Annotated in this window: 14 protein-coding genes; all 14 read right to left on the bottom strand. The window is 42.9% G+C overall.

Going from position 1 to position 13,896, the window contains the following annotated elements; translation table 11 throughout:
- Position 1: 1 nt before the first annotated feature.
- The gene (rpsC, locus tag V1502_RS00770; protein WP_119548617.1) at positions 2-658 is read right to left on the bottom strand and encodes a 30S ribosomal protein S3; all 657 of its coding nucleotides are present in this window, start codon (positions 656-658) and stop codon (positions 2-4) included.
- 3 nt (positions 659-661) lie between these two features.
- Positions 662-1,003: a 50S ribosomal protein L22 gene (gene rplV / locus V1502_RS00765; RefSeq protein WP_006838981.1), complete on the bottom strand. Its 342-nt coding sequence runs from the start codon at positions 1,001-1,003 to the stop codon at positions 662-664.
- A gap of 19 nt (positions 1,004-1,022) precedes the next feature.
- Positions 1,023-1,301, bottom strand: a complete 279-nt coding sequence (gene rpsS / locus V1502_RS00760; RefSeq protein WP_409252536.1) for a 30S ribosomal protein S19 — start codon at positions 1,299-1,301, stop codon at positions 1,023-1,025.
- 60 nt (positions 1,302-1,361) lie between these two features.
- Entirely contained in the window at positions 1,362-2,192 is an 831-nt protein-coding gene (gene rplB, locus V1502_RS00755; protein WP_409252535.1) for a 50S ribosomal protein L2, read from the bottom strand.
- A gap of 30 nt (positions 2,193-2,222) precedes the next feature.
- Positions 2,223-2,507, bottom strand: a complete 285-nt coding sequence (gene rplW, locus V1502_RS00750) for a 50S ribosomal protein L23 (RefSeq protein WP_409252534.1) — start codon at positions 2,505-2,507, stop codon at positions 2,223-2,225.
- Positions 2,507-3,130 (bottom strand): 50S ribosomal protein L4, encoded by a 624-nt coding sequence (gene rplD, locus V1502_RS00745; RefSeq protein WP_409252533.1) that lies wholly within the window; start codon positions 3,128-3,130, stop codon positions 2,507-2,509. The genes rplW and rplD overlap by 1 nt, the downstream gene beginning before the upstream one ends.
- A gap of 30 nt (positions 3,131-3,160) precedes the next feature.
- Entirely contained in the window at positions 3,161-3,790 is a 630-nt protein-coding gene (gene rplC / locus V1502_RS00740; protein ID WP_409252532.1) for a 50S ribosomal protein L3, read from the bottom strand.
- A gap of 34 nt (positions 3,791-3,824) precedes the next feature.
- Positions 3,825-4,133 (bottom strand): 30S ribosomal protein S10, encoded by a 309-nt coding sequence (gene rpsJ / locus V1502_RS00735; protein ID WP_007085291.1) that lies wholly within the window; start codon positions 4,131-4,133, stop codon positions 3,825-3,827.
- A gap of 1,114 nt (positions 4,134-5,247) precedes the next feature.
- The gene (gene tuf / locus V1502_RS00730; RefSeq protein WP_409252531.1) at positions 5,248-6,438 is read right to left on the bottom strand and encodes an elongation factor Tu; all 1,191 of its coding nucleotides are present in this window, start codon (positions 6,436-6,438) and stop codon (positions 5,248-5,250) included.
- Positions 6,439-6,567: 129 nt separating this feature from the next.
- Positions 6,568-8,646, bottom strand: coding sequence for an elongation factor G (fusA, locus tag V1502_RS00725; protein WP_409252530.1), 2,079 nt, complete (start codon positions 8,644-8,646; stop codon positions 6,568-6,570).
- Between the two features lie 48 nt (positions 8,647-8,694).
- Positions 8,695-9,165: a 30S ribosomal protein S7 gene (gene rpsG, locus V1502_RS00720; RefSeq protein ID WP_409252529.1), complete on the bottom strand. Its 471-nt coding sequence runs from the start codon at positions 9,163-9,165 to the stop codon at positions 8,695-8,697.
- Positions 9,166-9,216: 51 nt separating this feature from the next.
- Positions 9,217-9,639, bottom strand: a complete 423-nt coding sequence (gene rpsL / locus V1502_RS00715) for a 30S ribosomal protein S12 (protein ID WP_409252528.1) — start codon at positions 9,637-9,639, stop codon at positions 9,217-9,219.
- Positions 9,640-9,741: 102 nt separating this feature from the next.
- Positions 9,742-9,990, bottom strand: coding sequence for a 50S ribosomal protein L7ae-like protein (locus tag V1502_RS00710; RefSeq protein ID WP_409252527.1), 249 nt, complete (start codon positions 9,988-9,990; stop codon positions 9,742-9,744).
- Between the two features lie 284 nt (positions 9,991-10,274).
- Entirely contained in the window at positions 10,275-13,871 is a 3,597-nt protein-coding gene (gene rpoC, locus V1502_RS00705; protein WP_409252526.1) for a DNA-directed RNA polymerase subunit beta', read from the bottom strand.
- Between the last annotated feature and the right edge of the window lie 25 nt (positions 13,872-13,896).

The raw sequence follows: 13,896 nt of genomic DNA, 5'->3' as shown, positions 1-13,896 counted from the left end.
ATTATTTTCCTCCTTCCTCAGATTTCTTCTTAGCAGGAAGGACCTCTCCACGATAGATCCATACTTTAACACCAAGCTTACCGTAAGTTGTGTCAGCTTCAGCATGAGCATAATCAATGTCAGCGCGAAGTGTATGAAGTGGAACTGTTCCTTCGCTGTAATGTTCAGCACGAGCGATATCCGCACCGCCAAGACGGCCAGATACTTGAGTTTTGATACCTTTAGCTCCTGCGCGCATTGCACGTTGGATAGTTTGTTTTTGAGCACGACGGAAAGATACACGGTTTTCTAATTGACGAGCGATATTCTCTGCAACTAGTTTCGCGTCTAGATCTGCTCTCTTGATTTCAACGATATTGATGTGTACACGCTTAGAAGTAAGCTCGTTCAAAGCTTTACGTAAAGCTTCAACCTCTGTACCACCTTTACCGATAACCATACCAGGTTTTGCTGTATGAATTGTAATGTTGATGCGGTTTGCCGCACGCTCGATTTCTACTTTAGAAACAGAAGCGTCAACTAGGCGTTTCGCGATATATTCACGTACTTTAAGGTCTTCGTGCAGAAGATTGGCATAATCTTTATCAGCGTACCATTTTGATTCCCAATCACGAATAACTCCTACACGCAGTCCGACTGGATGTACTTTTTGACCCACGAATTATCCCTCCTTCTTTTCTGATACCACGATTGTGATGTGGCTTGTGCGTTTGTTGATTTGGCTTGCGCGTCCCATCGCACGAGGGCGGAAGCGTTTCATTGTTGGACCTTCGTTAACAAAGGCATCAGAGATGACTAAGTTGTTCACGTCCATGTCATAGTTATGTTCTGCGTTAGCGATAGCTGATTTTAATACTTTCTCTACTACTGGAGAAGCAGCTTTAGGAGTAAGATTTAAAATCGCTACAGCTTCACCTACTTGCTTACCTCGGATTAGATCAACCACTAAACGTACCTTACGAGGAGCAATACGAACTGTTTTAGCGACAGCTTTAGCTTGCATTAGGATACCCTCCTCTCAATTAGCGTCTTGTTTTCTTGTCATCATTTCCATGACCTTTGTAAGAACGAGATGGTGCAAATTCACCAAGCTTGTGTCCTACCATATCTTCTGTAACGTATACTGGCACATGTTTACGACCATCATAAACTGCGATTGTATGACCGATGAAATTCGGGAAGATTGTTGAACGGCGAGACCAAGTTTTAACAACTTGCTTCTTGTCGCCTTCGTTCAATTTCTCGATTTTGTCCATCAAATGATCATCAACAAAAGGTCCCTTTTTTAAGCTACGACCCATGTTTGAACCTCCCTTCGTGATTGTTCTACGGCTCTTTGTATGAACCGTAGTTCAATCCCGTTATTTTTTGCGACGGCGCACAATAAATTTGTCAGATTTGCTCTTCTTCTTACGAGTCTTGAATCCAAGAGTTGGTTTACCCCATGGAGACATTGGAGATTTACGTCCGATAGGAGCGCGTCCTTCACCACCACCGTGTGGGTGATCGTTAGGGTTCATTACAGATCCACGTACAGTTGGGCGCTTGCCTAACCAGCGAGAACGACCTGCTTTACCGATGTTGATCAGTTCGTGTTGTTCGTTACCAACTTGACCTACAGTCGCGCGGCAAGTTGAAAGGATCATGCGAACCTCACCAGAGTTTAAACGTACAAGTACGTATTTACCTTCTTTACCAAGAACCTGTGCAGATGTACCAGCAGAACGAACCAATTGTCCGCCTTTACCTGGTTTTAGTTCGATGTTATGAACTACAGTACCTACAGGGATGTTGATAAGTGGTAAAGTGTTACCTACTTTGATATCTGCTTCAGGACCAGACATTACTTCCATACCTACTTGAAGTGTCTTAGGTGCTAGGATGTAACGCTTTTCTCCATCTACATAGTTGATTAACGCAATGTTTGCTGAGCGGTTAGGATCATATTCAATTGTAGCAACGCGTCCTGGTATACCATCTTTATCACGTTTGAAATCGATGATACGGTATTGACGCTTATGACCGCCGCCTTGATGACGAACTGTTAACTTACCTTGGTTGTTACGGCCGCCTTTTTTGTGTAAAGGCGCTAGCAATGACTTTTCCGGTTTGTCAGTAGTGATCTCTGCAAAATCAGATGAAGTCATACCGCGACGACCATTAGAGGTTGGTTTATACTTTTTAATCGCCATGTTTTTTCCCTCCTCTTCTAATTTTTAATATTAAACTTCAAAGAATTCGATTTCTTTGCTTTCAGCTGTAAGAGTAACGACTGCTTTACGACGTTTGTTCGTATAACCAGCATGACGTCCCATACGCTTGAATTTACCTTTGTAATTCATAACGTTCACTTTTGCAACTTTAACGCCGAAGATTTCTTCAACTGCATCTTTAACTTGAGTTTTGTTCGCTCTAGTGTCGACTTCAAAAGTGTATTTTTTATCAGCCATAAGATCAGTTGAAAGTTCTGTAATTACGGGGCGCTTAATGATATCGCGTGCATCCATTATGCAAGCACCTCCTCTACTTTTTCAACTGCTGCTTTAGTGATAATTAGTTTATCATGAGCAACAACGTCCAGTACGCTGATTCCGTTAGCTGCAACAACTGTTACACCAGGAATGTTACGTGCTGATAGTGCTACGTTATCTTCAGAACCTTCTGTAACCACTAGTGTTTTAGAGTTAACTGAAAGGTTTTTCAATACGTTAGCGAATTCTTTTGTTTTTGGAGCATCAAAAACAAGAGATTCTAGTACAAGAATGTTCTCTTCAACTACCTTAGTAGAAAGAGCAGATTTGATAGCTAAGCGACGAACTTTCTTAGGAAGTTTGTAGCTGTAGCTGCGTGGAACCGGTCCAAATACAGTACCACCGCCGCGCCATTGTGGAGATCTGATCGATCCTTGACGTGCACGTCCAGTACCTTTTTGACGCCATGGTTTACGTCCACCGCCTCTTACTTCAGAACGGCCTTTTACTTTGCTTGTACCTTGACGCTGAGATGCTCTTTGCATGATAACAGCTTCATAAAGTACGTTTTGATTTGGTTCGATACCAAATACTGAATCATTAAGTTCTACATCACCAACTTGTGATCCGCTTTGGTTAAATAATGCTACTTTCGGCATTCGTGTTTCCTCCTTTCCGAGAAAGTTTTATTATTTTGCTTTTACGCCTGTTTTGACTTTAAGCATTGCTTTTTTAGGTCCAGGAACATTTCCTTTTACTAACAGCAAGTTACGCTCTGCGTCAACTTTGACGATTTCAAGGTTTTGGATAGTGATTTGCTCTCCACCCATGCGTCCAGGTAGTAATTTACCTTTGAATACACGGTTTGGATCAACTGGTCCCATTGAACCAGGACGACGATGATAACGAGAACCGTGGGACATTGGTCCGCGGGATTGGTTATGACGCTTGATAGCACCTTGGAAACCTTTACCCTTTGAAATTCCTGTTACATCTACGATATCGCCTTCAGCGAAAATTTCTACTTTGACTTCTTGACCTACTTCATATTCTGAAGAGTTTACTCCGCGGAATTCACGGATGAAGCGCTTAGGAGCAGTTTCTGCTTTAGCAACGTGTCCTTTTTCTGGTTTGTTAGAAAGCTTGTCACGTTTGTCTTCAAAACCGATTTGGATAGCTTCGTAGCCATCAACTTCAACAGTTTTCTTTTGAAGAACAACGTTTCCAGCTGCTTCGATAACAGTTACCGGGATAAGATCACCGTTTTCAGCAAAAACTTGAGTCATACCGATCTTTCTACCTAAGATTCCTTTGGTCATGAGTCACACCTCCTGAATTGTTTTTGTATAGTAATTAAAGTTTGATTTCAATATCGACACCAGATGGAAGATCTAAACGCATTAGCGCATCAACCGTTTGTGGTGTTGGGTTAACAATATCGATTAAGCGTTTATGCGTACGCATTTCGAATTGCTCACGAGAATCTTTGTACTTATGAACCGCACGAAGGATTGTGTAAACAGACTTCTCAGTCGGTAGCGGGATTGGTCCGGAAACCGCCGCACCAGAACGCTTAGCTGTTTCAACAATTTTCTCTGCTGATTGATCAAGGATTCTGTGATCATACGCTTTTAAACGGATACGAATTTTTTGTTTTGCCATTATTTTCCCTCCTTTATCGCCTACTTTAAGATAGACATTCTCCATGGAAATTTCCCACACACTCGCCATGGCAAAGCGGCCGGGTGTGTCAGCAACCTTCCATTTCATCGCAGTCAAAGACCAACATTGTCTATTATACCTAAATCACTGCGGATATGCAACCTTTTCTTGAATATCTTTGTGATTAGTGCACTTTTACAATTATACAAATCTCTACAGATGTTTGCAAGGGTACATGGAGATTTCAAAATATTTCTATAGGCTTTTGTTTTGATATGTTATGTAATTGCGTTTAGAGAATGGGGAGAATATTAATATGTGGCTATATTATAGAAGAAACTCGTTTGTAGGTTGTTGCTGAGACTGGTGGTATTGGTATTTTTAGATGGTTTTTATAAGAGTGATTGCTGGTTGTTCTAAGAGTTATATATGTTGGGGTTAACGGCTTATTCTTTTGTGTAAACAGGCAAGCTGCCGGTCGGGCGGGATGGTATGGGTTGGTTCGTTGGTTTATGAAAGCTATATAAAATTTTAATATTGATATGGATTCTCTTATAACAATGCGTTTCTTTAAAGTGGAATTAACTTTATTACATCCTTTGATAAATTGTTTATTTCAGGAGAGGTTTTTTAGAGGAATTAAATGTGTTACGGCATTTCTTATGCTCAAATTAAGTTACCATTGATCAATACAATTTCTATTCACAGTCTGTAACGTTTCTTCTTTGTTACCCTTTCACTCTTTATTATCCTCTCTAGGGGTACGTTTACTTCTTTTACGTTACCCTTCCTGCCTTCTTTTCTCTCTCTAGGGATAGGTTTACTTCTTTTCCGTTACCCTTCCTGCCTTTTTTCCTCTCTCTAAGGGTGCGTTTATTACTTATTCGTTACCCTTCCTGCCTCTTGTCCTCTCTCTAGGGGTACGTTTATTACTTTTCATTATCTTTACCTAGTTTAAGCTCGATACAGGAGTTATCATACCACTTTATATTAATCGTTATCTCAACTCTGATGTCTTTCTTGTAGAACAATGGCATATTTAACCCTAAAAGAGCATATAAAAAAGCAGATGGGCTCCGGATCCCATCTGCTTTATATTATCGTAAGAGTAAGATTACTCTTGGATAGAAGCAACTACTCCAGCGCCTACAGTACGTCCACCCTCACGGATAGAGAATTTAGTACCTTCTTCGATAGCGATTGGAGAGATTAGTTCAACTGTCATTTCGATGTTATCTCCAGGCATAACCATTTCTACGCCTTCAGGAAGATTACAGATACCAGTTACATCAGTTGTACGGAAGTAGAACTGAGGACGGTAGTTAGTGAAGAATGGAGTGTGACGTCCACCTTCTTCTTTAGAAAGAACATAAACTTCTGCTTTGAACTTTGTGTGTGGAGTGATTGTACCTGGCTTAGCAAGTACTTGTCCACGTTGGATATCGTCACGGGATACTCCACGAAGAAGTGCACCGATGTTGTCTCCAGCTTCTGCATAGTCAAGAAGTTTACGGAACATTTCTACACCTGTTACAGTAGTAGATTTAGGCTCATCAGAAAGACCGATGATGTCTACAGTGTCTCCAACTTTAACTTGTCCACGCTCAACACGTCCTGTAGCAACTGTTCCACGACCAGTGATTGAGAATACGTCCTCAACTGGCATCATGAATGGCTTTTCAGTGTCACGCTCTGGAGTTGGGATGTAGCTATCTACAGCTTCCATTAGTTCGAAGATTTTCTCTTCCCACTGTGGGTCTCCCTCAAGAGCTTTAAGAGCAGAACCTTTGATTACTGGTACATCGTCACCAGGGAAGTCGTATTCAGAAAGAAGGTCACGTACTTCCATTTCTACTAGTTCAAGAAGCTCTTCGTCGTCTACCATATCACATTTGTTCATGAAAACAACTAGGTATGGTACACCAACTTGGCGAGAAAGAAGGATGTGCTCACGAGTTTGTGGCATTGGGCCATCAGCAGCAGAAACAACTAGGATTCCGCCGTCCATTTGAGCAGCACCAGTGATCATGTTTTTAACGTAGTCAGCGTGACCTGGGCAGTCAACGTGTGCATAGTGACGAGTATCAGTTTCGTACTCAACGTGTGCAGTAGAGATTGTGATACCGCGCTCTCTTTCTTCTGGAGCACCATCAATTTGGTCATAAGCCATAGCTGTTCCACGACCATACTTCTTGTGAAGAGTAGTTGTGATAGCAGCTGTTAATGTAGTTTTACCATGGTCAACGTGACCAATTGTACCGATATTAGCATGTTGCTTGGAACGATCGAATTTTTCCTTACCCATTAGGAAATCCTCCTTTGATTTTTAAAAGAATAAGTATATTTCATATGGTTATCAGAAGGCAGTTACCCCACCTTCCTAGACACCATAGCTTACACTAGTATTTATACTTGATTACAGCGAATAAATCAATTATTCACCTTTATTTTTTTTAACGATTTCTTCAGCGATTGATTTAGGTACTTCTTCATAGTGGTCGAAGTGCATAGAGTATGTTCCGCGACCTTGCGTGTTAGAACGCAATGAAGTTGCATAACCAAACATTTCAGAAAGTGGAACGAACGCTTTAACTACTTGCGCGTTACCGCGTGCTTCCATACCTTCAACGCGTCCACGGCGAGATGTGATATCTCCCATGATATCTCCCATGTATTCTTCTGGGATTACGACTTCAACCTTCATCATTGGCTCAAGGATTGCTGGATCACACTTAGAAACTGCGTTTTTAAGTGCAAGAGATGCAGCTACTTTAAAGGCCATTTCAGAAGAATCGACATCATGGTATGAACCGTCTACAAGTTTAGCTTTTACATCGATTAGCGGATATCCGGCAATGACACCATTTTCCATGGCATCTTGTAAACCAGCTTGTACTGCAGGGATGTATTCACGTGGAACTACCCCTCCGACAATTCCGTTTTCGAATTCGAAGCCTTTTCCTTCTTCGTTTGGAGAGAACTCGATCCAAACGTGTCCGAATTGTCCACGACCACCAGATTGACGGGCAAATTTACCTTCAACCTTAGCAGAGCCGCGGAAAGTCTCACGGTAAGATACCTGAGGCGCACCAACGTTAGCTTCAACTTTGAATTCGCGTTTCATACGATCCACGATGATATCCAAGTGAAGTTCACCCATACCTGCGATGATAACCTGTCCAGTTTCCTGGTCAGTATGCGCACGGAATGTAGGATCTTCTTCTTGAAGCTTTTGAAGTGCAGTCGTCATTTTATCTTGATCCGCTTTTGACTTAGGTTCAACAGATAGAGAGATAACCGGCTCTGGGAATTCCATTGATTCCAAGATAACAAGGCTCTTTTCATCACATAGAGTGTCACCAGTAGCTGTGTCTTTAAGACCAACTGCAGCAGCGATGTCTCCAGCATATACTGTTGAGATTTCTTCACGAGAGTTAGCATGCATTTGCAGGATACGTCCTACACGCTCACGCTTGCCTTTCGTGGAGTTTTGTACGTAAGAACCAGAATCTAATGTTCCGGAATATACGCGGAAGAATGTAAGTTTACCAACATAAGGGTCAGTCATTACTTTGAACGCCAATGCAGAGAAAGGAGCGTCGTCTGTTGAAGGACGAGTTACTTCTTCTTCTGTATCTGGAAGCATACCTTTAATGTCAGCAACATCAGTTGGAGCCGGCAGGTAATCGATAACAGCATCGATCAATAACTGAACACCTTTGTTTTTGAATGCAGAACCACAAAGTACAGGGTAGAAGTCTACTGTTAATGTAGCTTTACGTACTGCAGCTTTTAGTTCTTCATTAGTGAACTCTTCACCTTCAAGGTATTTCATCATAAGTTCTTCATCAAGGTCAGCTACCGCTTCAATCAACTTGCCGCGGTATTCCTCAGCTTGATCTTTGTACTCATCAGGAATTTCACGAGCTTCAGCACGTGTTCCCAAATCATCTTCATAGAAATAAGCTTTCATTTCCAGAAGGTCGATGATTCCTTCGAATTCATCCTCAGCACCGATTGGAAGCTGTACAGGATGTGCATTCGCTTGAAGACGGTCATGCAAAGTTCCTACAGAGTATAGGAAGTCTGCACCGATTTTATCCATCTTGTTTACGAATACAACACGAGGAACACCATAAGTTGTTGCTTGGCGCCAAACTGTTTCAGTTTGAGGCTCAACTCCAGACTGAGCGTCTAGAACTGCTACTGCACCATCAAGTACACGAAGGGAACGTTCAACTTCAACTGTGAAGTCTACGTGTCCTGGTGTATCAATGATGTTGATACGATGGTCTTTCCAAGAAGCTGTTGTCGCAGCAGAAGTGATCGTGATTCCACGCTCCTGCTCCTGCTCCATCCAGTCCATTTGGGAAGCACCTTCGTGAGTTTCACCGATTTTGTGAATACGTCCAGTATAGAAAAGGATACGCTCTGTTGCAGTTGTTTTACCGGCATCGATGTGAGCCATGATCCCGATATTACGAGTCTTTTCTAAGGAGAACTCTCTAGGCATGTCGTCTTTCTCCTTCCATTAATGAAAATTAGTTTATATAGTAGAAGATTACCAGCGATAGTGAGCGAATGCTTTGTTAGCTTCCGCCATTTTGTGCATATCTTCACGCTTCTTAACAGAAGCACCAGTGTTATTAGCTGCATCAAGGATTTCGTTAGCTAAACGCTCTTCCATTGTCTTTTCACCGCGAAGACGAGAGTAGTTTACTAACCAACGAAGACCTAGAGTAGTACGACGCTCAGGACGAACTTCTACAGGAACCTGGTAGTTTGCACCACCAACACGACGAGCTCTTACTTCCAATACCGGCATGATATTTTTCAAAGCTTGATCGAATACTTCCATTGCATCTTTACCAGTACGCTCAGCAATGATATCAAATGCTGCGTATAGTTTCTTTTGAGCTTTACCTCTCTTACCGTCAATCATGATTTTGTTGATTAGACGAGAAACTAGTTTGGAATTGTACATTGGATCTGGCAATACGTCTCTTTTTGCTACAGGACCTTTACGTGGCATGTGTTTTCCTCCTTTCAACGAAAGTTATCTATTCGTTAAGTTCTTGTTTAATTATTTTTTCGCTGCTTTAGGACGCTTAGTACCGTATTTAGAACGGCCTTGCATACGACCTTCAACACCAGCTGTATCTAACGCACCGCGAACGATGTGATAGCGTACTCCCGGTAAGTCTTTAACACGTCCGCCGCGGATAAGCACAACACTGTGCTCTTGAAGATTGTGTCCAATCCCAGGAATGTATGCAGTTACCTCGATTCCGTTTGTTAAACGTACACGAGCGTATTTACGCAACGCTGAGTTTGGTTTCTTCGGAGTCATTGTACCAACACGAGTACAAACACCGCGTTTTTGTGGAGAAGAAAGGTTAGTGTTCACTTTTTTGAAGCTGTTGTAACCTTTGTTCAATGCAGGTGAGTTAGACTTTGTTGATTTAGACTGGCGTGGTTTACGCACTAATTGGTTAATAGTAGGCATGTAAATATCCTCCCTTCTTGCTTTTTATAAGCCCACACATCCAGGTGGTTCATTTTTGTGTAAAAACAAAGTCTTTGCAGTATCAGTGCTGCAAAAACTATTTTACTTAATAATAGCAACAGCTGCGGCTCCAACGTCTATTCCGCATGACTTCCCCAGCTTTCGCATGGAATCAACTCGCGTCACAGGAACGTTCATGTCGTTGGCTGCTTGTATGACTTTGGAAGTAACTTTACGATCAGCATCATCGGCTACAACCAGCTGCGATACAAGACCGCTTTTAAGAGCTTTGACTGTCTGCTTTGTTCCTACAATGATTTCACTAGCCTGTGATACTTTTTCATAAGACATAAATTCATCCTCCAAAGTAACAGGTTACAATATAGGAGCAACCTTGAATATATTATCATCTTAGAAATCTATTGTCAACAACAGAAAGAAATAATTTATAAAGGCTTTGTATTTATATACTGTTTATTTAAGATTCTAAATGATTTCCGCTCCAGGTGTACGACTCCGCGGGGCTCGCGGGAGGTCGTACACCTTACGCTCCAACAATAAATAGAGCTGAAAAGCGGTTAAATCATATTGGAATTCTTAATGACAGCATATGGATACAGTGTGCCAATTATAAATTATTCTACTGTTACTGTCTCTTCTGTTTCTTCTTCCATCAACGGTTCTGCTTTGCGGTAGCGCTGCATTCCTGTTCCGGCTGGAACAAGTTTACCGATGATGACATTTTCTTTCAGGCCGAGAAGTTCGTCACGCTTGCCTTTGATCGCTGCATCTGTAAGGACACGAGTTGTCTCCTGGAAGGATGCGGCAGACAAGAATGAGTCTGTTTCAAGAGATGCTTTTGTGATTCCAAGCAATACAGGGCGGCCTGTAGCTGGTACGGAACCTTCAAGGATCGCTTTTTCATTGGCATCCGTAAACTGGTGGATGTCGAGTAATGTACCAGGCAGAACATCCGTTTCACCTGCATCGATTACTCGTACTTTTCTCAGCATTTGACGTACCATTACCTCTACGTGCTTATCGCCGATTTCAACACCCTGCATACGGTATACTTTCTGAACTTCACGCAGCAAGTATTCCTGAACAGCATTTACATCGCGGACTTTCAATAGTTCTTTTGGATCGATGGAACCTTCAGTAAGCTCCTGACCTCTCAACACACGGTCGTTGACACCGAATTTCAAGCGGGCAGTATATGGAGCTGTATAGGTTCTAGTTTCCACTTCACCTTGAACAGTGATTTCGTATTGACGGTCCTTGCCTTCTGATATGGAAGTAATGACACCTTCAATTTCAGAAATGACAGCTTGACCTTTCGGATGACGTGCCTCGAAGATCTCCTGGATACGCGGAAGACCCTGAGTGATATCGTCTCCGGCAACCCCTCCTGTATGGAAGGTACGCATTGTAAGCTGTGTTCCAGGCTCACCGATAGACTGGGCAGCGATGATACCAACAGCTTCCCCTACCTCTACTTTTTGGCCTGTAGCAAGGTTTGTTCCATAACACTTCTCACATACACCATGACGTGTATTACATGTGAAGGCAGAACGGATATAAACAGTTTCAATGCCGGCATCAACGATTGTCTTAGCCAGATCTTGTGTAATCAATTGATTTTCTTCTACGATTACTTCGTTTGTAGAAGGGTGTTTAAGAGCTCTGCGGGAATAGCGTCCAACCAGACGTTCTTCAAGAGGCTCAATAACTTCTGTGCCATCCTTAATGGAAGCTACATGCAGACCGCGGTCAGTTCCACAGTCTTCCTCACGGACGATGACATCCTGCGCAACGTCGACAAGGCGACGAGTAAGGTAACCTGAGTCAGCCGTCTTAAGTGCCGTATCGGCAAGACCTTTACGGGCACCGTGAGTGGAGATGAAGTACTCCAATACTGTTAAACCTTCACGGAAACTGGATTTGATAGGAAGCTCAATGATACGTCCAGCCGGGTTGGCCATCAGTCCGCGCATACCTGCAAGCTGAGTGAAGTTAGATGCGTTACCACGGGCACCGGAATCACTCATCATGAAGATTGGGTTGCTTCTATCAAGTGTAGCCATTAATTTGCCTTGGATTGTGTCCTTGGCAGCACTCCAGATGGAGATTACTCTGTCATAACGCTCATCTTCTGTGATCAAACCGCGCTTGAACTGTTTCAGCACGTTATCAACTTTAGATTGAGCTTCTTTCAGGATCTCTTCTTTTTCGCCTAATACCACGATGTCAGCGATACCTACAGTGATACCAGCTTTTGTAGAGTATCTGAATCCAAGGTCCTTCATGCGGTCTAGCATGCGGGATGTTTCAGTGATCGCGAAGCGTTTGAAGACTTCAGCGATAACATTACCAAGGAATCCTTTTTTGAATGGATTGATCAGTTCTCTATTCTTGAACTCTTCCTTAATGTCCGTTGTCGGATCAACGAAGTATTGATCAGGAGTAACCGTTTCAAGATTGCTCTGAGTCGGTTCATTGATATAAGGGAAGCTGTCCGGAAGAATTTCATTGAAAATAATTTTACCAACAGTCGTTAATAGAAGCTGTTTGTTTTGTTTTTCAGTGAATGTCTTGTTGTTAACCGAACTTGCTGCCACGGCAATACGGGAATGCAAGTGTACATATCCGTTCTGGTAAGCAATCAATGCTTCGTTAGCATCGGCAAATGTGCTTCCTTCACCTTTGGCACCTTCGCGCTCCATCGTCAGGTAGTAGTTACCAAGAACCATATCCTGGGAAGGTGTTACGACTGGTTTACCATCTTTCGGGTTAAGGATGTTTTGAGCTGCAAGCATAAGCATTCTTGCTTCAGCCTGAGCTTCAGCTGACAATGGTACGTGGACAGCCATCTGGTCACCATCAAAGTCTGCATTATATGCAGTACAAACAAGTGGGTGAAGACGGATTGCTCTTCCTTCTACCAGTGTCGGTTCAAATGCCTGGATTCCCAATCTGTGAAGAGTCGGGGCACGGTTAAGTAATACAGGATGCTCTTTGATTACCTCTTCAAGCACATCCCATACCTCAGGCTGAATTCTTTCAATCTTACGCTTTGCACTTTTGATGTTGTGGGCAATGCCTTTCTCAACCAATTCCTTCATGACAAACGGTTTGAAAAGCTCGAGCGCCATTTCCTTCGGAAGCCCGCATTGGTACATCTTTAAGTTAGGACCAACAACAATTACCGAACGGCCTGAGTAGTCAACACGTTTTCCTAGAAGGTTTTGACGGAAACGTCCCTGTTTCCCTTTCAGCATATGAGAAAGAGATTTCAATGGTCTATTACCAGGACCCGTTACCGGACGTCCTCTTCTGCCGTTATCGATCAACGCATCAACAGCTTCCTGAAGCATACGCTTTTCGTTTTGGACAATGATGCTCGGTGCGCCAAGGTCCAATAAGCGCTTCAAACGGTTGTTGCGGTTGATTACACGGCGGTAAAGATCATTAAGGTCTGATGTTGCAAAACGTCCACCATCTAACTGGACCATCGGGCGCAGTTCCGGCGGAATGACAGGAAGTACATCAAGAATCATCCAGTCAGGGTTATTGCCTGAGTTACGGAAAGATTCAACAACTTCTAGTCGTTTAATTGCACGGGTACGGCGTTGACCTTGAGCAGTTTTCAGTTCTTCTTTCAAGAAATCGGCTTCTTTGTCCAGGTCGATGTCCTGAAGGATCTTTTTGATTGCTTCAGCCCCCATCGCCGCCTGGAACTTCACCCCGTACTTTTCACGGTAAGCCCGGTATTCTTTTTCAGAAAGAAGCTGTTTCTTCTCAAGTGCCGTATCTCCTGGCTCTGTCACAACATAGGAAGCGAAGTAAATGACTTCTTCCAGGGCACGCGGGGACATGTCTAAGACAAGTCCCATGCGGCTTGGAATTCCTTTGAAGTACCAGATATGTGATACAGGTGCAGCAAGCTCGATATGCCCCATTCTTTCACGGCGCACCTTTGCTTTTGTAACCTCTACTCCACAGCGGTCACAGACAACACCTTTATAACGGACGCGCTTGTATTTACCGCAATGACATTCCCAGTCCTTAGTAGGTCCGAAAATACGCTCACAGAACAAGCCGTCTTTTTCAGGTTTTAACGTACGATAGTTAATTGTTTCCGGCTTCTTGACTTCACCATATGACCAAGAACGAATCTTATCAGGTGATGCAAGGCCGATTTTCATATATTCAAAGTTATTTACATCTAGCAAGGGGCCTACCTCCCTTTTAATCTAC

It is taken from the genome of Rossellomorea sedimentorum, assembly GCF_046237645.1.
In the GTDB taxonomy this organism is placed as follows: domain Bacteria; phylum Bacillota; class Bacilli; order Bacillales; family Bacillaceae_B; genus Rossellomorea; species Rossellomorea sedimentorum.
This window is presented reverse-complemented; position numbering and strand designations above follow the sequence as displayed.

What these genes read in the sequence shown, in the direction of transcription:
- rpsL (WP_409252528.1), bottom strand. Translation starts at nt 9,639, where the DNA reads ATGCCTACTATTAACCAATTAGTGCGTAAACCACGCCAGTCTAAATCA.
- V1502_RS00710 (WP_409252527.1), bottom strand. Translation starts at nt 9,990, where the DNA reads ATGTCTTATGAAAAAGTATCACAGGCTAGTGAAATCATTGTAGGAACA.
- tuf (WP_409252531.1), bottom strand. Translation starts at nt 6,438, where the DNA reads ATGGGTAAGGAAAAATTCGATCGTTCCAAGCAACATGCTAATATCGGT.
- rplD (WP_409252533.1), bottom strand. Translation starts at nt 3,130, where the DNA reads ATGCCGAAAGTAGCATTATTTAACCAAAGCGGATCACAAGTTGGTGAT.
- rpsG (WP_409252529.1), bottom strand. Translation starts at nt 9,165, where the DNA reads ATGCCACGTAAAGGTCCTGTAGCAAAAAGAGACGTATTGCCAGATCCA.
- rplW (WP_409252534.1), bottom strand. Translation starts at nt 2,507, where the DNA reads ATGGATGCACGCGATATCATTAAGCGCCCCGTAATTACAGAACTTTCA.
- fusA (WP_409252530.1), bottom strand. Translation starts at nt 8,646, where the DNA reads ATGCCTAGAGAGTTCTCCTTAGAAAAGACTCGTAATATCGGGATCATG.
- rpsJ (WP_007085291.1), bottom strand. Translation starts at nt 4,133, where the DNA reads ATGGCAAAACAAAAAATTCGTATCCGTTTAAAAGCGTATGATCACAGA.
- rplC (WP_409252532.1), bottom strand. Translation starts at nt 3,790, where the DNA reads ATGACCAAAGGAATCTTAGGTAGAAAGATCGGTATGACTCAAGTTTTT.
- rplB (WP_409252535.1), bottom strand. Translation starts at nt 2,192, where the DNA reads ATGGCGATTAAAAAGTATAAACCAACCTCTAATGGTCGTCGCGGTATG.
- rplV (WP_006838981.1), bottom strand. Translation starts at nt 1,003, where the DNA reads ATGCAAGCTAAAGCTGTCGCTAAAACAGTTCGTATTGCTCCTCGTAAG.
- rpsS (WP_409252536.1), bottom strand. Translation starts at nt 1,301, where the DNA reads ATGGGTCGTAGCTTAAAAAAGGGACCTTTTGTTGATGATCATTTGATG.